11 protein-coding genes are annotated in these 23521 nt (G+C 72.0%); 7 read left to right on the top strand and 4 right to left on the bottom strand.

Going from position 1 to position 23521, the window contains the following annotated elements; translation table 11 throughout:
* Positions 1–51 precede the first annotated feature (51 nt).
* A complete protein-coding gene (locus AB0K00_RS27175; protein ID WP_363525251.1) occupies positions 52–3429 on the bottom strand; it encodes a pyruvate carboxylase in 3378 nt (1125 codons plus the stop codon).
* 139 nt (positions 3430–3568) lie between these two features.
* Between AB0K00_RS27175 and AB0K00_RS27170 the strand changes: the two genes are divergently transcribed.
* Positions 3569–4000 carry a VOC family protein gene (locus tag AB0K00_RS27170; protein ID WP_363525249.1) on the top strand — a complete coding sequence of 144 codons (432 nt, stop codon included), beginning with the start codon at positions 3569–3571 and terminating at the stop codon, positions 3998–4000.
* Between the two features lie 137 nt (positions 4001–4137).
* Here AB0K00_RS27170 and AB0K00_RS27165 read toward each other — a convergent pair whose 3' ends face one another.
* The gene (locus AB0K00_RS27165) at positions 4138–4695 is read right to left on the bottom strand and encodes a hypothetical protein (protein WP_363525247.1); all 558 of its coding nucleotides are present in this window, start codon (positions 4693–4695) and stop codon (positions 4138–4140) included.
* 129 nt (positions 4696–4824) lie between these two features.
* Between AB0K00_RS27165 and AB0K00_RS27160 the strand changes: the two genes are divergently transcribed.
* The 3 genes from AB0K00_RS27160 to AB0K00_RS27150 all read left to right on the top strand — a co-directional run bounded on the left by AB0K00_RS27160 (position 4825) and on the right by AB0K00_RS27150 (position 9748).
* Complete coding sequence (locus AB0K00_RS27160) at positions 4825–5433, top strand: helix-turn-helix domain-containing protein (protein WP_363525244.1); 609 nt, start codon at positions 4825–4827, stop codon at positions 5431–5433.
* 188 nt (positions 5434–5621) lie between these two features.
* On the top strand, positions 5622–7583 hold the full coding sequence (locus AB0K00_RS27155; protein ID WP_363525241.1) for a CHASE3 domain-containing protein: 1962 nt from the start codon (positions 5622–5624) through the stop codon (positions 7581–7583).
* A 242-nt stretch (positions 7584–7825) separates the two neighbouring features.
* The gene (locus tag AB0K00_RS27150) at positions 7826–9748 is read left to right on the top strand and encodes an amino acid transporter (protein ID WP_363525238.1); all 1923 of its coding nucleotides are present in this window, start codon (positions 7826–7828) and stop codon (positions 9746–9748) included.
* Between the two features lie 25 nt (positions 9749–9773).
* On the opposite strand, the gene AB0K00_RS27145 is transcribed toward AB0K00_RS27150, so the two are convergent.
* A complete protein-coding gene (locus AB0K00_RS27145) occupies positions 9774–12026 on the bottom strand; it encodes a phosphatidylglycerol lysyltransferase domain-containing protein (RefSeq protein ID WP_363525236.1) in 2253 nt (750 codons plus the stop codon).
* Positions 12019–13032, bottom strand: a complete 1014-nt coding sequence (locus tag AB0K00_RS27140) for a lysylphosphatidylglycerol synthase domain-containing protein (RefSeq protein ID WP_363525233.1) — start codon at positions 13030–13032, stop codon at positions 12019–12021. The genes AB0K00_RS27145 and AB0K00_RS27140 overlap by 8 nt, the downstream gene beginning before the upstream one ends.
* Before the next feature lie 304 nt (positions 13033–13336).
* Between AB0K00_RS27140 and AB0K00_RS27135 the strand changes: the two genes are divergently transcribed.
* Genes AB0K00_RS27135 through AB0K00_RS27125 form a run of 3 tightly spaced genes read left to right on the top strand, consistent with a single transcriptional unit; the run spans position 13337 to position 23498 of the window.
* Positions 13337–14725: a hypothetical protein gene (locus AB0K00_RS27135; protein ID WP_363525230.1), complete on the top strand. Its 1389-nt coding sequence runs from the start codon at positions 13337–13339 to the stop codon at positions 14723–14725.
* On the top strand, positions 14722–17097 hold the full coding sequence (locus tag AB0K00_RS27130) for a CHAT domain-containing protein (protein ID WP_363525227.1): 2376 nt from the start codon (positions 14722–14724) through the stop codon (positions 17095–17097). Before AB0K00_RS27135 ends, AB0K00_RS27130 begins: the two co-directional genes overlap by 4 nt.
* Complete coding sequence (locus AB0K00_RS27125; RefSeq protein WP_363525224.1) at positions 17097–23498, top strand: ATP-binding protein; 6402 nt, start codon at positions 17097–17099, stop codon at positions 23496–23498. Before AB0K00_RS27130 ends, AB0K00_RS27125 begins: the two co-directional genes overlap by 1 nt.
* Positions 23499–23521 lie beyond the last annotated feature (23 nt).

Here is a 23521-nt window from a genome sequence, read left to right as displayed (position 1 = left end):
GACCCACCGGCGCTCACGGCCACTCGAAACGGCCAGCGCCAGCGTTGTGGCTCAGCCGATGTCGAGGATGAGGTCGCCGCCTTCCACCTGCTGGACCTTGCCGATGGCGACGCGCCGGACGGTGCCGGCGTGCTGGGCGGTGATGGCGGCCTCCATCTTCATCGCCTCGATGGTGGCGACGGTCTGACCTTCGGCCACGGTGTCGCCTTCGCGGACCTGCAGGGTGACCACGCCGGCGAACGGGGCGCCGAGGTGCCCGGGGTTGGTGCGGTCGGCCTTCTCCGCGGGCTTGAAGTCCGTCTGGATGGAGGTGTCCCGCACGGTGAAGGTCCGCAGCTGGCCGTTGAGGGTGGCGAGAACAGTGCGGTAACCGCGGGTGTCGGGTTCGCTGATTGCTTCGAGGTGGATGAGCAGGGTGACACCCGGATCGAGGGTGGCGGTGTGTTCGACGCCGGTTTCGAGGCCGTAGAAGAAGTCGCTGCTGGACAGCACGGACGTGTCGCCGTAGGAGTCGCGGTGGGCCAGGAACTCACGGGTCGGCGCGGGGAAGAGCAGCCGGTTCAGCGTGGACCGGCGGGCGGTGCGCAGCCCTTCGTTGTCCTCGTCGGTCAGCGCCATGACCGGCTTCTGCGGCGACCGGCCGGCCAGCGCACGCGTACGGAACGGTTCGGGCCAGCCGCCGGGAGGCTCGCCGAGCTCGCCGCGCAGGAAGCCCACGACCGAGTCCGGGATGTCGAAGTGAGCCGGGTCGGCCTCGAAGTCCTCGGGCCGGACCCCGGCACCGACGAGGTGCAGGGCGAGGTCACCGACGACCTTCGAGGACGGGGTCACCTTGACCAGGCGGCCGAGCATGCGGTCGGCGGCGGCGTAGCAGTCCTCGATCAGCTCGAACCGGTCGCCCAGTCCGAGCGCGATGGCCTGCTGGCGCAGGTTCGACAGCTGCCCGCCGGGAATCTCGTGGTGATAGACCCGCCCGGTGGGGGAGCCGAGGCCGGACTCGAAGGGGGCGTAGAGCTTGCGGACGGCGCCCCAGTACGGCTCCAGGTCGTTGACCGCCCGCAGCGACAGTCCGGTGGCCCGGTCGGTGTGGTCGGTCGCCGCGACGAGCGCCGACAGTGCGGGCTGCGACGTGGTGCCGGCCATGGAGGCGACCGCGGCGTCGACCGCGTCGACCCCGGCGTCGATGGCGGCGATCAGGGTGGCCAGCTGCCCGCCGGCGGTGTCGTGCGTGTGCAGGTGGACCGGCAGGTCGAACCGCTGTCGCAGCGCGGCGACGAGGGTACGGGCCGCCGGCGGGCGCAGCAGCCCCGCCATGTCCTTGATCGCCAGCACGTGGGCGCCGGCCGCGACGATCTGCTCGGCCAGCCGCAGGTAGTAGTCCAGGGTGTAGAGCGACTCCTTCGGGTCGGACAGGTCGCCGGTGTAGCAGAGCGCGACCTCCGCGACCGCTGTGCCGGTGGCGCGCACCGCGTCGATGGCCGGGCGCATCTGGGCGACGTCGTTGAGGGCGTCGAAGATGCGGAAGACGTCCATCCCGGTCGCCGCGGCCTCCTGCACGAAGGCGTCCGTGACCTCGACCGGGTACGGGGTGTAGCCGACGGTGTTGCGCCCGCGCAGCAGCATCTGCGTGCACACGTTCGGCACGGCTTCCCGCAGCGCCGCCAGCCGTTCCCACGGGTCCTCGGCGAGGAAGCGCAGTGCAACGTCGTAGGTGGCGCCGCCCCAGCACTCCAGCGACAGCAGCTGCGGCACGGTCCGCGCCACGTACGGTGCGATGGTGAGCAGGTCCAGGGTCCGCACCCGGGTGGCGAGGAGCGACTGGTGCGCGTCGCGGAACGTCGTGTCGGTGACGGCCACCGCGGTCTGGGCACGCAGCCGCGCGGCGAAACGCTCCGGGCCCAGCTGCTGCAGCAGTTGCCGGGAGCCGGCGGCGACCGGCGCGGCGAGGTCGACGGGCGGGAGCTTCTCGACCGGCTCGGCGCCCGCCGGGCGGTTGCCGTGCGGCTTGTTCACCGTGGTCTCGGCCAGGTAGGTCATCAGGCGGGTGCCGCGGTCGGCGGACGGGCGCGTGCGCAGCAGCTGCGGCCGCTCCTCGATGAACCCGGTCGTGATCCGGCCCTGCTGGAAGTCGGGATCGTCCAGGACCGCGGCGAGGAACGGCAGGTTGGACGCCACGCCGCGGATGCGGAACTCCGCGATCGCCCGCCGTGCCCGGCGCACCGCGTTGGGGAAGTCGTGGCCGTAGCACGTGAGTTTGACCAGCATCGAGTCGAAGTGGGCACTGACCTCCGCGCCGGTGTGGATGGTGCCGCCGTCCAGCCTGACGCCGGGGCCGCCCGGTGAGCGGTACGCCGAGATCGTGCCCGTGTCGGGCCGGAAACCGTTGCCCGGATCCTCGGTGGTGATCCGGCACTGCAACGCCGCACCGGACAGCTTCACCTGGTCCTGGGTGAGGCGCAGCTCGGTCAGCGACATCCCGGCCGCGATCCGCAGCTGCGCGATGACCAGGTCGCGGTCGGTGACCTGCTCGGTGACTGTGTGCTCCACCTGGATCCGCGGGTTCATCTCGATGAAGACGTGCCGGCCCTGCTCGTCGAGCAGGAACTCGACCGTGCCCGCGTTGACGTAGCCGATGTGCCGGGCGAACGCCACCGCGTCGGCGCAGATGCGGTCGCGCAGCTGCGGGTCCAGGTTCGGCGCGGGCGCGATCTCCACGACCTTCTGGTGGCGCCGCTGGACCGAGCAGTCCCGCTCGTACAGGTGCGAGACGTTGCCGTGGGCGTCGGCGAGGATCTGCACCTCGATGTGGCGCGGGTTGACGACCGCCCGCTCCAGGAACACGGTGCCGTCGCCGAAGGCGGACTGCGCCTCCCGCGACGCGGCCTCGATCGACTCCCGCAGGTCCGCCGGCTCGGTGACCCGCCGCATGCCCCGGCCACCGCCACCGGCGACGGCCTTGACGAACACCGGAAACCCGATCGCCGCCGCGGCCGCGACGAGCTCGTCGACGTCGGTGGACGGCGCCGAGGAGCTGAGCACCGGTACGCCGGCCTCCCGCGCCGCGGCGACCGCGCGGGACTTGTTGCCCGTCAGGTGCAGCACCGCCGCGGGCGGGCCGACGAACGTGATCCCGTGCTCGACGCAGGCCGCGGCAAGGTCAGGATTCTCCGACAGGAACCCGTAGCCGGGGTAGACGGCGTCCGCGCCGGCCTGCTTGGCCGCCCGGATGATCTCGTCGACGTCGAGGTAGGCCCGCACCGGATGGCCGAGCTCACCGATGCGGTACGCCTCGTCGGCCTTGGCGCGGTGCAACGAGTTGCGGTCCTCGTGCGGGTAGACCGCGACGGTGGAGATCCCCAGCTCGTACGCGGCACGGAACGCCCGGATCGCGATCTCGCCGCGGTTGGCCACCAGCATCTTTTCGAACATGCTCGCACGGTACGTTCCCACGCTGTCCCAGGTCCATGATCGGACGCCGACCGCCGCGGGCTCGAGCGTTCGCCGGGAACCGCAGCGAGGGTTGCAATTCGTCCGAGGCGCGCGCGTGTGTGGTGTTCAATGGCATTGCATGAGGGCCAACCGCTCCATCCCGGCCGCAACGGTGATCCCCGTCCTGACCTATCCCGACGTGCGGGCGGCGGTCGCCTGGCTGTCTGCGGCTTTCGGGTTCGTCGAGCAGGTGCGGATCGGCGAGAACCACCGCGCTCAGCTGCGATTCGGCGACGGCGCTGTGATCATCGCGGACATGCGGGGAGATCGTCACCTGCCCCGCCCTGGGGAGGTCACGCACGCGGTGATGGTGCGTGTGGACGACGCGCGGGCGCACTGCGAACAGGCCCGGGCGCACGGCGCAGGCATCCTCATGGAGCCCACGGACTTCGAGTACGGCGAACGGCAGTACAAGGCCGAGGACCTGGCGGGGCATCAGTGGACGTTCTCCGAGACCCTCGCTGACGTCGCCCCGGAGGAGTGGGGCGGAACGTCGGTCAACGCCGGCTGAGTGTCCACGCAGGAACCGCGCCGCGACAACGGCAGCATCGATGCGGAACTGGTGAGCAGGCTGGTCGCCGCGCAGTTCCCGCAGTGGGCGGTGGTCAGACCGGGCCCGCCGCGCACGCTTGCCGACGGGGAGGGCTGTCAGCGTCCGTTGGCTGCGCGGCCGAGGCGCAGGGCCGAGACGAGGAAGAAGATGCCGCCGAGAAAGGCGTACCCGGCCAGGTTGCTCAGCGTGGCATCGGACGCGCCGGCTTGGATGAAGAACGACGTACCGGCGAGCACGGAGATGCCTCCGCTGACGATCATCGGCCACTGCCCGCCCATCGGGCGCCGGATCAGGCCGACGATGAGCTGGGCGAGTCCCGCGACGACGGCCCAGACGCCCCAGACGCGCAGCACCGCCGGGATGCCGGACGAGCACGCGACGGCCAGGCCGGCGGCGGTGAGCAGGCTGATGACGACGTTCGCATACAGGCCGGCGGTCGACCGGGTGGCCCGGGACGACCGGGCGTCGATGATGGCGGCGGCCGCGTCGAACAGTGGATAGAGCACGAGCAGGGTCGCGCTGACCGGCCCGATGTCCGACGCCGTCGTGAAGAGCAGGACGGCCCAGATGGCGGCGAATCCGAAGCGTACGAAGTAGAGCCGGCGCAGGGCCGAGGCGATGTTCGTCGCGGGGGAGGCGGCAACAGTGGTCACGAGAGTTCCTTCGGTTGAGCGGGAGGCGGTCGGCGTCCCGAGGTAGAACGAACGTTCTGTCTTGACCTGACCCTGACAGGCGGGCCCGAGTCTGTCAAGACCGAACGTTCTACCCACTAAGATGGCCGCATGAGGCGCAGCGACACCGACGGCCGGCCGTCCGAAGCGCGGGCCCGGCTGCTCAGCACGGCGAGCCGGATCTTCTACGCGGAAGGCATCCACGCCGTCGGCATCGACCGGATCGTCGCGGAGGCGCAGGTGACCCGCGCCACGTTGTACCGGCACTTCCCCGGCAAGGAGGACCTCGTCCTCGCCCACCTGGCCGCCGCCGACCAGGCCATCCGCGACCAGGTCGACCGGGCCGTCGCCGCCGACCTACCGGCGGCCGACACGCTCCGGGCCATCAGCAGCGGCATCGCCGGCGCGATCCAGTCCGACGGGTTCCGCGGCTGCGCCTTCATCAACGCCGCGGCGGAGTACCCCGACCCCGCGCACCCCGTCCACCAGGCCGTCCTCGCTCACCGGCAGTGGTTCCTGGACACCGTCACCCGCGTCCTGGGGCGCATCCCGCAAGCGCCGGCCGAGTCCGCCGCCCGGCACTACGTCATGCTGCGCGACGGCGCGATGGCGGCCGGCTGCCTGTTCGACCCGACGCTGGTCTGCGAAACCTTCCTGCAGGGCGTCGAGGGCCTGCTGCAAACGCACGCGCCGACGCTGCACACCCGACCGGCTCAGTAGGGCACTGCCGAGGTCTCGCACCCGGCCCGTCGCAATGTCGCGTCCCGATACGGAGCGGAACATTGCGGCCTTTGCGGTAGTAGGCTGGATTTGAGCCGATAGATGCAAGCAATCAGCGTGTTACCGCCTTCTCCAGCAGGCGTATGTCCTGCTACCCGTTGGCGGTAGTGCGCTGAATGGAGATCAGTGTGAAGGCGCACATTCCGAGCTTCGGGCACTGTCCGTCGCTGTCGGTGTTCTTCGGCGCCGGGTTGACTCGCCGGGTGATGGTGCTGTGCCTGGTGTGCGCCGTGGCCCTGGGCGGGGCGCTGGTGACGATGCTGGGAGCCGTGGCAACGCTGGACCGGGAGGTACGGTCGGCGCGCAGCTCGCAGGCCGCGCTGATCAGTGCCGGGCAGTTGCAGACCTCCGTGCTGTCGATGGAGAGCGCCGAACGCGGTTTCGTCATCACCCACGACCCACGGTTCCTGGTGTCGTGGCAGCAGGCCCGTGCGGCGATACCACCGCAGTCGGTGCAGCTCGAAGGGCTCGTCGCCGAGGACGCGCAGCAGCAGGCACGCGTCCGGCATCTCAATGACGAGATCGCGACGTACATGGCCGAGGTGTCGACGTCGACGTCGACCGGTGGTCGCGTCGCGCCACCCGACGCCGCCCAACTGCTCGACAGCCAGCGGCGTGTCGATGCGATCGACGCGGAGTTCGCACAGTTCACCACGACCGAGTTGAGCGATGCGACCAGGCAGGCGGCCAGCGCCGATGCCGGCACCACCTGGGCGTGGGCCACCGCGGGCGTCGCGCTCGCCGGGTCCGTGCTGGTCGTGCTGGTGTTCGCGACGTTCGTGAACCGGGGGATCGTCCGGCCGGTCGCGGCGGCGGCCGGGATGGCTGATCAGCTGGCCGGCGGTGCCCTGTCCACCCGGATGCCTGAGAACGGGCCGCACGAGATCGGCATTCTGCAGCGTTCGTTCAACGCCATGGCCACGTCGTTGCAGATGCAACGTGACGACCTCAACCGCCTCGTCGCCGAGCAGAGCGCACTGCGGCGGATCGCGACGCTCGTGGCCCGTGGGTCGCCGCCGGGCGCGGTGTTCGGCGCGGTCACCGAGGAGGTCGGGCAACTCCTGCGCGCCGACCTGACCCTGCTGCTGCGGTACGAACCGGACAAGGAGGCGATCGTCGTCGCGGGGTGGAGCGAACGGGCCGTTCCCCTCGTGATCGGCACCCGCACGGCGTTGCCGCCGGACGGTGCCGCCATGCACGTCTACACCGAGCAGGAGCCCTGGTGGACCCGCGTCGGCGACGGTACGTCCGTGCCCGACCCGTTCCTGATCCAATACGGGATCAGGGTGTCTGTGGGTGCGCCCATCGTGATGCAGGGCAACCTGTGGGGGGCGTTGATCGTGATGGGGGCGAGCGAGGAGCAACTGCGTCCGGAGGATGCCGCCCGCACGGCCGACTTCACCGACCTCGTCGGCGTGGCCGTCGCGAACCTGCAGGCCCGCGCCGATCTGAGCGCCGCGAGCGTCCGTATCGTCGAGGCCAGCGACCAGGCCCGCCGCAAGCTCGAACGCGATCTGCACGACGGCACCCAGCAACGGCTCCTGGCCCTCCTGCTGGACCTGCGCCGGATCCAGGCGCCGGCACCGAGCGCGTCACCGGAGCTGACCGAAGACCTGGCCGCGATCACCGAAGACCTGGCCGACGCCATCAACGATCTGCGGGAATTCTCGCACGGCATCCACCCGGTGATGCTGACCGAGCGCGGCCTCGAATCGGCCCTGAAGACCCTGACCCGCCGTTCACCGGTGCCGACCGAACTGCACATCGACCTGCCGTTCCGGCTTCCGCCGAACATCGAGACAAGTGCATACCATGTCATCTCCGAGGCGCTCACAAACGCCGCCAAGCACGCGCACGCCACGAATGTGCGCGTCGACGCCACCGCCGAGGACGGCGCTCTGCGGCTACGCGTCAAGGACGACGGCGTCGGGGGCGCCGACCCGGGCGGCTCCGGCATCCGCGGGATCGGCGACCGGGTGACCGCCCTAGGCGGCAGCAGCCGGCTCGCCAGCCCACCCGGACACGGCACCACCCTGTGGTTCACCATCCCGCTCGCCCCGGACGCCGCCGCCGGCAAGCCGACGCGCTGACGTCGTGCGCCGGGCGGTCATCCGCCGTCCGTTGCTACATGCCGGTCCGTCGGGTAGAGGCCAGCGGTGCAGGGCATACCCGACGCTTCGCATGGCCGGCGCGGTGAGCCGGTCCGGCAGGCCGCCGTTGGCATGGCCGACGACCGCGACGCCCGCCGTCTCACCCCGTGGGGTGGGCGGCGCATCAACGGCCCCGGCGGTGTCCGCGCCACCGTCAGCGACCCCGGCGGGGCGGAGCCGCGATGACCGGCATCCGCGCCTGGCTGCTGTCAGGCATCAACGACCGGTCGCTGCAGCACGCGGGACCCGGCGCCAAACCGGCCGCGGACCGCCGCCACCCGTGGTGGAAGGTGATGTGCCTGACCGGTGTGGACTACTTCTCGACGCTGGGTTACCAGCCGGGGATCGCCGCGCTCGCCGCCGGGCTGCTGTCACCGGTGGCGACCGTGGTCCTGGTCCTGGTCACGCTGCTCGGCGCGCTGCCGGTGTACCGGAGGGTCGCCGAGGAGAGCCCGCACGGGGAAGGCTCGATCGCGATGCTGGTGCGGCTGCTGCCGTTCTGGCAGGGCAAGCTGTTCGTGCTGGTCCTGCTCGGGTTCGCGGCCACCGACTTCATCATCACGATGACGCTGTCCGCGGCCGACGCGACCGCGCACCTGGACGAGAACCCGTTCTGGCCGGCGGCGCTGCACGACCACGAGGTCGTGGTGACGCTGGTGCTGCTGGGGCTCCTCGGCGCGGTGTTCCTCGTCGGGTTCACCGAGGCGGTCGGGATCGCGGTCGGGATCGTCGGGGTCTACCTGACGCTGAACGTGATCGTCGTCCTGGACGGCCTGTGGCAGATCGCGACCCACCCGTCGATGGTCACCGGCTGGTCGGCGGCGTTGACGGCGCGGCACGGCAATCCGCTGCTGGTCGTGGCGATCGCCCTGATCGTGTTCCCGAAGCTGGCGCTGGGCCTGTCCGGGTTCGAGACCGGCGTGGCCGTGATGCCACACGTCCGCGGCGACCCGGCCGACAGCGAAGAACATCCGACCGGCCGGATCCGCGACACCAGGAAACTGCTCACCACGGCGGCGCTGATCATGTGCGGGTTCCTGCTCACCACCAGCGTCATCACCACGGTCCTGATCCCGCCCGCCGCCTTCCACGCCGGGGGAGCGGCCAACGGCAGGGCGTTGGCGTACCTGGCGCACGAGCACCTCGGCGCGGTCTTCGGCACCGTGTACGACCTGTCCACCATCGCGATCCTCTGGTTCGCCGGCGCGTCCGCGATGGCCGGCCTGCTGAACCTGGTCCCGCGGTACCTGCCCCGCTACGGGATGGCACCGGACTGGGCCGGCGCGGTCCGGCCGCTGGTCCTGGTGTTCCTCGCCGTCGCCGTCGTCATCACCGTCATCTTCGACGCCGACGTCACCGCTCAGGGCGGCGCCTACGCCACCGGCGTCCTCGTCCTGATCACCTCCGCCGCCGTCGCCGCCGCCCTGTCCGCCCGCCGGCACCGCCAGCACCGCGCGTGCGGCACGTTCGCGGTCATCGCCGCCGTCCTCACGTACACCACGATCGCCAACATCGCCGAACGTCCGGACGGCGTGAAGATCGCCGGGTGCTTCATCGCCGGCATCGTGCTGGTGTCGGTGCTGTCCCGGATCAACCGGTCGTTCGAGCTGCGGGTCACCGATCTGCAGTTCGATCCGACCGCCAGCACCTTCATCCATGACTGTGCCCGGCGCACGATCCGGCTCGTCGCCAAGGAGCCCGCGCACCGCACCGTCGAGGACTACCAGCACAAGTTGCGGCAGATCCGGGCGGACAACGACATCCCCGACGAGGCCGACGTGATCTTCGTCGAGGTGGCCATCACCGACGCCTCCGACTTCGCGTCCGCCGTCGTCGTCCGCGGCGAGGTCGTGCACGGCCGCTACCGGGTCCTGGTCCTGCAGAACCCGGCCGTCGCGGGCGCCATCGCGGCGCTGCTGCTCGGCATCCGGGACCGCACCGGCCGGCGCCCGCACATCTACTTCGAGTGGACCGAAGGCAACCCGGCCGCCAACTTCCTGCGGTTCCTGATCTTCGGCCAGGGTGAGGTCGCGCCGGTCACCCGCGAGGTACTGCGCCGCCAGGAGCCCGACCGGAGCCACCGGCCGCACGTGCACGTCGGATAGCGAAGCCCCGGCGCGCATGGCGCGGTCAGCCTCGCCAGCGGGCACCCCACCGCGCCGCCGCGGCGTATGCGAGCACCGTGAACACGGCGGCGGCCAGGTGCTGGAAGTCGAACAGCCGCTGATGGGCGACGGTTTCGGCGCCGAGCACGACGAGGACGGCGGTGACGGCAACAGTTCGGGCCTGGCCGGGCAGGCTCCAGGCCAGCGCGGCGGCCAGCGCCCAGCAGCCGGCGGAGGACCCCGCGTCACGAGCGAGGATGGCCTGCGCCGCCGCCGTGGAGCCGGCCGCCGCGGTCAGGCGGAGGGTCAGCAGGACACTCACCGTGGCGGCGAGGTCGCCGCAGAAGAAGGTGATCAGGGCGCGGCGGGAGCCGAGTCGCCATTCGGCCGCCGGCACGAACGCGATGATCAGCATGATGTTCGACCACACCCAGCCAGGGCCGGTCTGGATCAGCGGCGCCGACACCAGCCGCCAGAACTGGCCGTGGACCAGGTCCGGCCAGGCGAGGCCGAAGTGGCGGATCAGCTGCGCGTGCAGCACCGGGCCGGCCGCCGTCGCTGTCATGATCCATGCCTGCAACAGGAAGAAGGCGACGGTGACCGGGAAGCGGCGCAGCAGGGCGGTGAGCCGGCCGAGGGGTGAACGGGGGTCGGGGAGCTCGCCGGCGCGGGCGACCGCGGCCGCGCTGCCCAGCAGCCGGGTGTCGAACCGGTAGGCCAGGTAGCGAGGTTCCCAGCGGGGATGCCACTTGTCTTTGAAGGCCCGCAGACCGCTGAAGTTGAACACGGCGCCGGCGTGGGCGTACAGCAGCCGGATGATCCGGTCCGAGCGGCTCTGGCCGGCGCCGGTCAGCGGTGCCAGCCCGAGGTTGAGGCCCGTGTAGCCGTCGGCGGAGAACCGTTCGATGAGCGCCACGAACAACTGGTCGATGACGCCGTTGACCGCGTCCGGCCGGCGGCGCATGAGGTCGAAGGTGGCGTCACAGGACTGATAGGACGGCAGCAGGTTGACGAACGCCTGCACCCGGCTGCGTGCGTCGAGGACCGCCACGATCGGGGTGGTGCGCAGGTACGCGGGGTCGAAACGTCCGAGCGTGAACGTGCGTTCGCGGTGGTTCCCGGCCGCCAGCCACACATCGGAGACCTCCCGCAGCTCGGCGAGTCTGGCGCCGTGGACCGGATGGGCCAGCTCGACGACGCGGTACCCGGCACGTTCGCAGCGGCGTACCGCGGATCGGACCGCCTTGCACTCGGGGCGGGCCAGGTCGAACGCCGCCAGGTCGATGATCGCCTCCTCGCCGATCCTCAGGGTCTTCCAGCCGGCGGCGACGAGGTCGGCCCGGCCCTGCTCGGTGACCTGGTAGAAGACCGGGTCCCAGCCGTTGAGCGCGCACAACCGGGCGAACTCGTCGGCCGCGGCGCGGATCGAGCCGGGGTGACCGATCGGCTCACCGAGTGCCACCGCGGTGGCACCGACGACCTTGTACCCGACGAACGCGCGGCCGTCGGCGGTGATCATCCAGCTCTTGTCGTCGAGGAGGTGGAAGTGGGCCACGCCGGTGGTCGCGTACCGGGACAGCAACTCCCGGACCCGCCGGCGGTCCCGGAGGTGACCGGGGCGGCCGACCACGCCGGCCACCAGCCAGCACAGCCCCAGCACCGCCACACTGAGCGCGCCGGTGCGCACCGACTCGACGAACCATTGCCCGTGCCGGGTGATCGGCTCGACGCCGACCGGCAGCAGGAACAACAGGCCCAGGGCGGCACGTACCGCGGGCCCGATCGTCATCGTCCGGGTGAAGTCCGGGTCCATCCGCCACAGGCCCAGGACCGCGTAGGCGAACACCGCGGCCTCGCCGATGCACAGCACCGCCAGCCCTCGACGCAGCAGCACCGGATCGGAGCGGGTCACGAAGGCGGCCCGGCAGGCCAGCAACAACAGCAGGACGCCGGCCGGCGCCAACAGCCGCGGCCACTGCCCAGATCGCACGTGCTCGGCGGTCAGCGACGCCACCGCGCCGGCGACCGCCGCCCACCACGCGGCGCGTTTCCCGCGCCGCAGCGCGGGGACGGTCACGGCCAGGCACACCCCGGCGGTCAGCAGGAGGTAGTGCGCGCCGACCAGTGCCGCGACCGCAGACCCGACGCCGGACGGGGCGGTGTGCGGGTGCGACACGAACACCGTCGCCGATGAAAGGTTGATGATGGCCAGGGCCAGCCCGGCGAGCGCGCACACCGCCCGCGCCCACCGGCCGGAGCGACCCAGTGGGTCATTCACCCGGCATCCGACGGACCGCCGCCTGACCGACCGGGAGGTCCTGGTGCAGCCACCAGACCGCCGCGGCGCCGACCGCTAGAGGAAGCCAGAAGTCCCAGGCCCGGAAGACGACGACCGCGGCGGCGGCGACCCCCAGCGGAACCCCGGACGAGGCCAGCAGCGCGGCGGAACTCACCTCCACGAACCCCAGCCCGCCCGGCATGAACCCGACCGTGCCGAACACCGCGGAGATCGCGTACGCCACCAGCGCCACCCCGGGCCGCACGCCGCCGCCGACCGCCGCCAACGCCGCACACAACAACGCCACACCGAACACGTCGACACACAGCGCAAACCCGAACGGTGCCAGCGCCCCGGCCGGCTGCCGGCGCAGCAGCAGCACCGCGTCATACAGCTCGCCGGCGCCCACGCCGTACGCCCTGGCCGGTCGGCGCAGCAGCCGGTCCCGCCACCGCGCCGGCGCGCTGCACACGCCGACGAACGCCGCGCGACTGCGCAGCAACGCCCCCGCCAGACCGGCGCGGACGCCGAGCAACCCCACGAAGGCCGCGACCGCCACGAGCTCGACCCGGTCCATTGCCCCGGAGGCCAGTACCAACCCGGTGCCGGCCGCCAACGTCACCGCGAACGCCCCCTCGGCCATGCATGCCGCCAGCACGTAGCCGACGCTCACCCGCGCGACCGGCAGGTTCCGCTGCCGCGCGTCGCGCAGGAACAGCGTCAGGCCGGCCAGCCCGGACGACTTCACCACCAGGTTCACCGCAACCGACCCCAGCACCACCGCCACCAACTGCCCGCACTGCCGGTAGCCGTCCACCCCGAGCAGGCGCCGGCAGGACGCGTACAGCAACACCCACGACGCCCACCACAGCCCCAGCATCCCGGAGCCTGCCAGCAGCCACCGCGCGTCCGCGCCACGCAACGCGGCGGCCGCAACGGGCAGCTCAGCGCGGTTGACCCAGCCAATACCGCAGACCACCAGGACCGTCACCAACGCGGTCGCCACCCGAGCCGACCACCGCCACACCACGCATCGCACCCGCCTTGGCCTCGTCACGTCCAACCGGCAGCGAATGCCCAAGCCCGGGCGTGCCAAACTGCCGGTCGCCGCACGCGTCGAACGCATGCCTGGGGGATGGTCGACAGTCGCCGATCTTCCGTTGGGACGGACGATTCGGTCGCCGTCTCTGGCCGTTAGTCGATGGCATGGCATCACCGTCTATCACAGACTCGTCGCTGAGCGTGATGTGTTCACAGTGCTGCGGTGATGGCTGGGGGTGGCTGGTCTGGACGGCTCGTGGTCGGGTCGGGTGCGGGTCGAACAATCCTGCCGTCGCATCGACCGCCTCCGGGAGACCATCGCGGACTGGGTGGCCCGGCGTCAGGCCGCCGACGCGCTCCAGCAGTATCAGACCCAGCTCGCCACGCTCGGTGCGGTGCTCGGCGGTTGCCTGGCCGACCTGCGCGCCGTCGTGGATGCCGTGCCGGGCGGCCAACCCGCGCCGGGCGTGTTCGGGCTCTGCCGGGACAACGACCAGCGGGTGGAGCTGGTCCGCAAGCTGTTCGAGCACTACCGGACCCGCTTCGACCAGCGGGACACGCCGGCCGCCGGCGACGTGCTGCGAGCGGCGGACGAGATCGTGTGGAGCTGCTGGGCGGAACCGTTCCGCAACGCCGGCCGGGATCGGCCGGACCTCCCGATCGCGGCGGCGCCGCTGCCCTACCTCGAACCCGGATACGCGGCCGCCGCCATCCCACGGCTGGCCCCGTCGTCCGATCTGGAGACACCGGCCGACGATGACGTGTTGCAACGGTCGCTGGCGCTGCTGCCGCTGCCGCTGCTGGCCCTGCCGGCGCTGTGCCTGGACGACCCCTGGTGGCTCGTGTGCGTCGGTCATGAGGTCGGCCATCACCTTGAATACGACCTCACCGGCGACCTGACGGTGCTGGCCGCGTTCGCCGAGGAGGTCGAGGCGGCGTCGCTGCGTGCGGGCGCGGCCAGACCGGACCGGTGGCGCAGCTGGAGCCGGGAGATCTTCGCCGATGTCTGCTCGGTGCTGAGCATGGGGCCGGCGGCCGTCCATGCCGTGGCGCAACTGGAGCTGGACGACGAGCAGCGCATGCTCGACAGCCAGCGGGCGCACCATCCGCCGCCGCTGGTGCGGACGGGTCTGCTGATCGAGGTGGCACGGCAGCTCGGCGTCGACGCGGGCGCCGCCGCCGGACCGGTCGATCCGGGCCGCGTCCCGGCCGTCACCGCCGAAGTCGACGTCGCCCGCGCGGTGGCCGCCGCTGCGCTGGCCGCACCACTCGGTGGACACGGACCGTTGAGCAGGTACTACGACTGGGAGCCCGCGGTGTACGCCGATCGCGGCCTGCTCTGGAACATGAGCGAGGGACTGCTCGGGAAGGCGCCGCTGGCGGTCCGGCCACGGCTTCGGTCCGCGCGCCTGCTGACCGCCGCGGCGGCGACCGCGTGGCGGCAGGTCGCCTCGATCGCCGACCCGGGTCGGCGGGAGGCACTGCGCCGGGACCTGGCGGGACGCTACCTGGCCGAGGTGCCACGCAGCCGCGAGGAGGGCACCCGGTCCGCCCGCATGGCAGGGGCGTCGGCGCCGGCGGTCGTACAGACCGAGCTCACCGACCTGCTGCTGCGCGCCGGGTCCGGTGCCACCGTCGATCGGCAGGTGGCGGCGTGACGGCGTTCCTGCGGTTCGTGGTTGCCGTCGACGCCGACGGAAGGGTCAGCGTCACCTGTCCCCGGTCCGGCAAGAGCGCCCCCGAACGGACGCTGCGCTGGCTGGCAGACCCGACCCATGGCACGTTCCCGCTCCCGCCGGACAACGAGCCGTGCCAGCCGCCGGGCCTCGGCGAGCCGGTGTGTGGGCGGCTGTGTCTGAGCGCGACCGGCGATGCGTTGGCCCGCGAGCGGCTGCGGGTCGAGGAGCGGCGCGTCGACGGGACCAGCGGGGCGCACCGCTTCGGCGCCTACCTGTTCCACGCGCTGCTCGGCAGGGCACTGTGGACCTGGATCAAGGAGACCGCCGAGGAACTGCAGGCACGGTGCATCGAGCTCGCCCTGTCCTTCCCGGCCCAGGACGGACGGGACAGGGTCGCCGGCCTGGAACGGCTCAGCTGGGAGATGATGCACGACGGCACGGGCTTCCTGGCCGCCGGCCTGCCGGGCATCGCCGTGGTCATCACCCGCCTGGTACCGGACACGGACGGCGACGCGTGGCAGCCACGTTTGATCGAGGCGCCGCCACGGGTGTTGTTCGTCGTCGGCACGTCGCTCACCGACCCGAGCATCCGCCCGGCGGCGGAGTTCGTCGGGTTCGCCCGCGAACTGCGCGACAGCGGCCGCCGGGTGCTGACCCGGACGGTGGACCAGGCGACGACGACCTCGTTGCGTTCCGCGGTACGGGAGTTTCGACCCGACCTCGTGCACTTCGCCTGCCACGGCGACTGGGACCGGGACACCGGTCGCGGCTACCTCGAACTCACCCCCGAGCGGCCGGGGGAGGACCGGCGGCGCTACGCCGATCAGCTCGTGGGCGCGCTGGGCACGCTGGATCACGGGCTGCCGCCGATCGTGGTGCTCAGCGCCTGCCGCAGCGGCTCGACCGCGGACACCGCCGGCGGTCAGCCGGCGGCGCACCCGCTGGTGCCGCTGGCCGCGGAGCTCGTCGCGCGGGGGATTCCGATGGTGCTCGGCATGGCCGGCCGGGTGTCGGACACCGCCTGCCGCATGTTCACGCGCCGGTTCAACGCCGCACTCGTCAACGGGGAGAACCTGCTGACCGCGGCCGCGGAGGCCCGGCAGGCCGTCGTGGCGGACGGCCAGTCGGCGGTGGAGAGCGTCGACTGGGCGTTTCCGGCGCTGTTCCTGGCCGGGACCGTGCCGTCGGACTACCACCCGGTCAAGCCTTCGGAGCTTGAGCGTCACCCCGCCGAGGAATGGATCGACGGCTATGGTCTGAACGTGTCGCCGGCCTTCTGCGGCCGCAGCGAGTTTCTGGAAGCGCATCGCGATGCCTTCCGCCCCGGCGGCAAGCGGGTCATGGTGGTGTTTGGCGAACCCGACGCGCCCAGCGGCAGAAACCCGGCCACGGCGCGCGCCCGCGGGTTCTGGCAGGTGGGCAAGACCCGTCTGCTGCAGGAGCTGGCCGCGCAGGCGTTTCGGGACGGCAACATCCCGGTGCTGCTGAACTTCGACGACGGCGACCAAGCGGCGCCCCAGTCACCGAGGCTGCTCGGCATCGAGTTCCAGAAGGAGATCGTCCAGGTCCGTTCGATCCTCGGACTCAGCCATCCGCAGGTCGACCAGTTGCGGCTGCTGCGGATGGCCGACGCGCCCGGCGCCGGTGCCGCGTTCGCGGCCGACGATCCCGACGATGCCCGGCTGCGGGAGCTCGACCCCGCCATCCGCTTCGAACTGCAGGACTACCGGACCACGACGCCGAGGGCGCTGCTGCTGGCCTTGCGGCACGACCTCGCCCGATTGGCGAAGGACGCCCGCAGCGCCCACGAGTCGGTGCGGGCGGGCGGCGGACACGTGGTCGTCCTCCTCGACTCCGTCGACCAGTACGCCCCGGACCTGTTCAACAGCGTGTTCTCCAAGAAGATGCTCAACTCGTTCGGGTTCGGCGACGCCGACGAACCGGTGCCGGTCGTGCTCACGGTCGCCAAGAACCCGGACGCCAAACAGATGGTCCACGACCTGGTGGAGCAGGTGGCGAGATGGAAGTGGGCCCATGCGCTGACCTTGCGGCCGTTCAACGTCGCCGCCGACGAGGACCTGTACGCGTACAACCAGATCGTGCTGAACCCGCACGGCCACCGGCAGGTACGCCACATCCTCGACGACCGGGTGCGGCCTGAGCAGAGCGACACGAACCGCGAGTTCCTGGCAATGACGTTCGGCGGCGTCCCGGGCCGGTTCGCGGACGCCTTCGACCTGGAAAGCATGACCGCCTTGCTCCGCAAGACCGGATTCGTGCGCGCGTTGACCACGATCGAGGCCGAGGAGCAAGCGCTCGCCCTGGTCCGGCTGGACCGGGTCGAGCGCTGATGCCGACCGCCGAGGAGCTGTACACGCAGTTGCAGGCCTTCCAGGCCGCGGACCGGGCGGCCCGGCTGAACCGGTTCGACGACGCGACGCTCGCCTGGCTCGCGCTCCCTCCACTGTGGACCGTCCGGCTGGCCGCCGCCGCGGGCCTTCCCGGCTGGCATGACGCACTGCTCAGTGAGCTCGAGGAACTGCGCATCTGCCAACGGGCCGCAGCGCCGAAACTGCACCGGCCCGAGTGGTATGCCGTGGAGATCGACGTGCGGCTCGCAGCGTTCCTGCCGCCGGCCGAACACCACCAGATCGCGACAAGGGTCGCCGCGGTTGACGACGTGCCGACCCGGGTCCGGCTCCTGACCCTGCTCGTCCCGTACGTCTCCCCGGCGCTGTTGACCAACCTCCGCGACCTGGCGGCGGCGGTGCCCGACCCATCGGACCGGGCGCGGGCCTTGACGGCGCTCGTACCCCATCTGCCGGCAGGGGCGGCCACCGCCGCGTTGCAGCAGGCACACGACGCCGCTGCCGAGGTCGAGGACCCAGGCGGCCAGGTCGAGGCGCTGCTGCTGGTGGCGCCGCTGATGGCGCACCTGGAGATGACGGCGGCCGCCCACGCGATCCTCCGCCTGGCCGCGATGCTGACGCACGAGGCCGAGCGGAGCCGGGTGTTGACCCGGGTCGCGCCGTACCTGCCCGACAGTCTGGTGCCCGAGGCGGTCGTCACCGCCACCGCGATCAGCGCACCGGATTGCCGGGCCCGGCCACTGGCCGCCCTCGCCGGCCGCCTGCCGCTCGACGCCGCGCTGGCGGTCCTCGACCGGGAACTCGCGGCCGCCGCCGCGCAGGCGTGGGACGAGGACACCGATGCGGCGTTGCGGACCCTGGTGCGCACGCTCGCCGTGCTGGAGCCGGCCGGCGCGACGGCGAGCGAGCGCCTGCTGGTTGCGATCGACCACGCGGCGCGGCGCCAGCCCGAGCTCGCGGTCTTCCTCGCCGCGCGGGCGCCCGTGGCACGCGACACGACGGCCGGAGCCGGCCCGGTCCGGTCCGCCGGGACGGTCGTAGCGGCCGCCATGACCAGCGGTCCGAAGGCCGACGAGCTTGCCACTGAGGCCCTGAAGCACCTCGCCGACGTCGAGGACCCGGCCGAACGGGTCGCCCTGTGCCGCAAGCTGCTGGCGGCACCGTTGAGCGCCGACATGCGCCAGATCACGGCGGACGTCGCCGTGCACTCCGCACGGTCGATCGCCGATCTGGGGGACCGGATCGATGCGCTGGTGGACCTCGTGGAATACCTTCCGGACTCCTTGCGTGACCGGGTGGTCGCTGAGGCGCGCGCCCAGGTCGCCCACGGCGCGCAAGACGTCTCCTTCTGGGTTCCCGAAGCCACCCGGCTCGACATCCTGCAACGCATCGCCGGCGGGCCCGGCCAGCGGTTCCTGTACGAGGTCACCGCAGCCATCGCCCAGCGGCTCACCGACGTCAGTGCCGCAACACCGCTCAACCAGGCGTTGGAGCGGTGGCGCAAGCTGGCCGCCACCGGCACCAGCGCAACGGCCGAGGCGAACGCGACCGCCGTTTCGCTCGACATCTACATCCATACGCTGGTCGGTCGGCGAGCCAGCGAGCAGGCCCTCGCCTGGCTCGACACGGCCCGCCTGCTCGTGCCGGTGTTCGGCGCGCAACTCGAGTCCGTCGTCACCCTCGGCACCCGCAGGGTCGAGCTGCTCCACCGCCAGACGCTCGACCGTCGTCAGCTGCGCACGTTCCTGCGCCGGGACGGGCAGGTCGAGCAGTTCCACGCGCTGCTGGACGACAGCGCGCACTGGGCGCTGCACTACCTGGGCGTCGGCGGTGCCGGCAAGACCATGCTGCTGCGGCACCTGACCGCGGTGGTGGCCTCAGACCTGTCCGTGCCGACGGCCCGGATCGACTTCGACCACATCAACCCCGACTACCCGATCCGCAAACCGGGCCAGCTGTTCCTGGATCTCATGGACGAGCTGCAGCCGTTCGCGGTCAGCGACCGGTACGCGTTGCAGGCGAGCCGGCTGCGTGCCGCGGTCGCGCGGCTGCACGAGTTCGGTGGCGAGCCCACGCCGGCCGACCCGCTCGCCGGCCGGCGGGAGGAGACGTTCCAGGAGGCGCTGCGTGCGTTCGCCAGCTTCCTCGGCTCGCTGCACCAACCGGTGGTGCTGATCCTCGACACGTGCGAGGAACTCGCGAAGGTCCACAGCGCCGGCGCGCGGGTAGCCCCGGTCGACGCCACGTTCGCGATCATCGAACAGCTCCACGCGGTGCTGCCGACGTTGCGGGTCGTCTTCGCCGGACGGCGGTTCCTGGCCCGCTCCGGCGCCGGATGGCAGGCACCGGAACCGTCGGACCGGCTCGCGCCGCACAAGGACTACCTGCGGCTGTACGAGGTCCGCGGCTTCGACGACGACGAAGCCCGCCGCTTCCTGAGCCCGGCGGCGATGCCCGGGCGCACCCTGGACGAGGACCTGACCGCGGCGATCCTGCGCCGCAGCACCGAGGCCGCGGTCGAGGAACGGGTGACGTGGACGCCGCCCCGGCCCGGCGACCGGTCCGCCAGGTACAACCCGTTCGACCTCAACCTGTACCGGACCTGGCTGCGCGACGAACCGGGGCTGACCGCCGCCGCGCTGGACGCCGAGACCTCCGACCCGTACGTGACGGTCCGGATCGTGCGGCGGCTGCGCCGCCACGACGTGCAGCGGCTGCTCCCGGCGGTCGCGCTGCTCGGCCGGTTCGATCGGGCCATGCTGCGTCCCGCGCACGTCGGTGACGACGAGTCGTTCGGTGAGGCGTTCCTGGAGCTCGCACAGCAGGAGTGGATCGAGTTCCAGCGCGGCGAGAGCGCCTTCCTTCAGGTCAACCGCAACCTGCTGGCACGGTTGCGGGAGTACTGCGCGGCACCGGAGCACCGCGCCGAGCGCGATGCGTCCCAGTCGCTGCTGGCCGCGGGGCTGGCCGACCTCGTCCGCCGCCGGGACCCCGACGACATCGGCGTCGACCTGCTCGACGCCGCGCTCAGGCTGCTGCCGCCCGCCGAGGCATCCGCGTTGTGGGACGACGTCGCCCGGCGTACCCGCCTCGCGTCGAACTGGACGTGGGCCGAGCAGCGCACCGCCCGCCTGCTCGGCGAGGACGGCGCCGTCGCCGGCCTGGACCATCCGGCTCGTGCGGCGGTCCGCGCCGCATGGATCGCCGCCGTTTGTCACACCCGCAGCGGCCTCGATCTGAGCGCCGAGTGGCAGGAAGTCGCCGAGCGCGCCGGACAGCATCCCGATCCGGTGATGCGGGCCTGGCTCGCCGACCGCGCGACCGCCGGACAGATCGCCGGCGGCGGCATGGCGCCGGACGACGCATGGCGGGCACTGCGGGATCTGCTGAGCACCTTCCCGGCCCGGTTGGGCCGGATGGCGCGGGATCTCGTCGACCAGTTGGCAGGCTCGTACTGCGCCGCCGTCGAGGCGACGGTCGAGTCGGCCGAGGAACGCGGCGATCCGCTGCCGGCGCAGTATGCCGATGCCGTTGCCGGCTGGATCGAATGCCTGCGAACGGCGAACATGGCCGAGCTGGCGGCGTTCGCGGACAGCCTGCACCTGCGCGCTCTGGTGGTCCTGGGCAGGCATGACGAGGCCGCACGCGTGGCCACGGCGCTGTGTTCGACCGGGGTGCTGGACGGCCCGCTGCCGGCCGGCTCACACTGGGCGGACTGGCCCGCGCCCGTGCACCTGCGCCCCCGCATCCGCCTCGAACTGGTGCGCTGGGCGGTGGAGGAACGGACCCTGGCAACACCGCAGGTCCTCGACCCGGACGCGCTGGACGAGTGGTTCCTCGACGCGATGGGGAACCTGCCGGACGTCGACGCCGACCGGCTCGCATCCGCCGTAGTCGCCTTCCTGCACGGCCGGTCGGACCTGCGCGACCAGGTGCGGGATCTGGTCGCCGCCTGGCACGCCAACGCGCCGACCCGGCCGCCGATGCCGCAGCGCCACTGCCACCGCACCGTGCCGCCGCTGTTCGTCACCCTTGCGCACGTGACGGCCGACATCGGTGATTTCGCCGGGGCGCTGACACTGCTCGCGGCGGGACGCCGGGTCGCGCTGACACACGGCGACCAGCACACGGCCCGGGCCGCCGCCATCGCCGAACTGGTGATCCGTCGTCGGCTGCGCCGGCCGGCAGGTTCGCTCGGACAGTCTGCCGTCCTCGCGCTGCCGGCCGGCCGCCTTGCCGGCTGGGCGCTGACCGCACTGTGTGAACCGGCCGCCGTGCCGTTGCCGATGCCCGCGGAAGGCATGCAACGCGCGGACGTCCACGCATGGTGGCGTTGCCACCGTCGCTGGACCCGTTCGGTGGTGCCGGCGACCGTGCTCGAGCTGCTGCGACAGGAACAGGACGTCCTGGCACTGTCGCCGCTCCGCCTCGACGACCTGCACCTGGCACTCGACCGGTTGGAGCGCAACCGGTTGGTGGGCAGCCCGCCATCCGCCGATGATCGTGTCCTTGACCTGCGGCGGCTGGCGCACGATCCGCATGCCACGGCATCGGAGCAGTTCCGGCTGCTGTTGCGGATCGCCGCCCTCGGCCCCGGGTGGTCGGTGCTGCCACCGGACGCCGACGACGTCAGCAGTCCCGGGCCGGCCGGTGAGTTTCTGGAGCGGTGGGCACCCCGCCTCGGCCGGCGCCGAATGGCCGACCTGGCAGCCGACGAAGGTGAATTGCTCGGCCTCCGGCTTCCGACCGAGGCCACGATCCTGCTGCAGCTTGCGATCGCCTGGTACGACGCGGCCGGCGATCCGATCGGCGGGCTGTTCGCCTGCACCCGGTTCGCCCTGACCGCCGTGCGCGGTGGACGCGTCAAGCCTGACGTTGCCGCGAGGCTGCTCGGTGAACTGGCCGACCGCGAGAGGTCCGTCGCAGCCGTGGTGCCGGGTCCGGACGCCCGGCAGCGCGAGCACGCCGGCGACCTCGACGTGCTGGCGGGCACCGGCTGGCGGTCGCGGCTGGACACCGCCCGGCAGTGGCTGGCCACCGTGGCCTCCGGGGGTGCGTTCCGCCTGACCGCCCGCACGCCGGCGGAGCTGAAACTGCCCATGCCGGTCGGCAGCCCGTGGACCCTGCGCGGTGAACGGGTCCTGACCGCAGAACAGCGCGTCACCGTGTTCACCGTCTCCGGCTTGGTGGCCGCCGCGCTCCTCTTCTGGGCGCTGTATCGCGCCGACCGAACACTCGAGCCCGTCTTCGGTGTCTACCTGGCGCTGTTCCTCACCGTCGCCGCCGGCGCCGTGGTACTTGCCTGCGTGGCGGTGCTGATCGGAGTCGTCACCGGACACTGGTACCAGAACACGGCGTTTCGCCGCGACCTGGAGCGGTGGCGCTGGTCGGGCGGCGACACCGTGGTACACGTGCAGCACGACAGCGCGACCGTCGGCGGACAGAAGCGGCTGCACCTGGAGGTCCTGCAACGCTCGAACGGCTTCCTGCACTTTCTGGGCTACGGGTGGTCCCGGCCGAGCGAGTACACCGTGCCGCTCCCGCACCTCGGACCGTACGCGGAGGCCGCGACCGGCATCCCGGCCCAGATCAGGGCGATGTTCGAGGAAACCGCCGAGATGGCGACGCCGACGGTACGCCTGGACATCGCGCCCGACCTGCACCACTTGCCGTGGGAGAACCTGCTGCTCGCAGGGTCGTCGTCGGCCGCCCAGGTCAGGTTCTGGCGGCAGTGCCACCCTTCGTTTCCGGTCGCGGAGCACGAGGGCGCGGAACCGGCGCCTCGGGCCAAACGGGGCGTGCGCATCCTCGCCGACTCCGGCGTGCAGCTCTTCGCTGAGCTCGCCTGGGACGGCAAGTTTCCCATCCTGGCCGCCCCGGACGCCGCGGCTGCCGGCGGACCGGTCGCCGCGCCAACCGTGCTGCACGTCATCGGCCGTGCCGTGCGGACCGGCGGGACGATCGGCCTGCAGATCAGCCAGAGCGCCATGCTCGACCTGATCGAGCCCCGCGACATCTGCGCGGTCGGCGCCCCCATCGTGATCATCCAGGACCTGCCCACGAGCGCGGAGGTGTCACCCGAGGCCGCCCGCCAGGCGACCGCGGATCTGCGGACGTTCGCGGTGGAGACCTGTGCCGACCGGGTGAGCACAGTCGTGGTGGTGCCGTCGCTGCCGCCGCGCGGGGCCAACGCCGCCGCCGACCGGCTCGTCGCCGGACTGCGAGGAGTCACCGACATCGAACGACGGCACGGCGTCGAACTCAGGGCGCTGCTCGAGGCGGCCGGGCAGATCCGCAACGGCACCGCACCCAACTGGCCGGAGAACAGCCCGGAGATCGCCGGCGAAGTGTGCATCTTCCATCGACCACTCGACAACACCTAGGAGAAGCCTTGCGGGATGCCGTC

Origin of the sequence: Dactylosporangium sp. NPDC049525 (genome assembly GCF_040676755.1) — a bacterium.
GTDB lineage: Bacteria > Actinomycetota > Actinomycetes > Mycobacteriales > Micromonosporaceae > Dactylosporangium.
The sequence above is the reverse complement of the archived record's forward strand: the minus strand, read 5'-3'. Positions and strand labels throughout refer to the sequence as shown.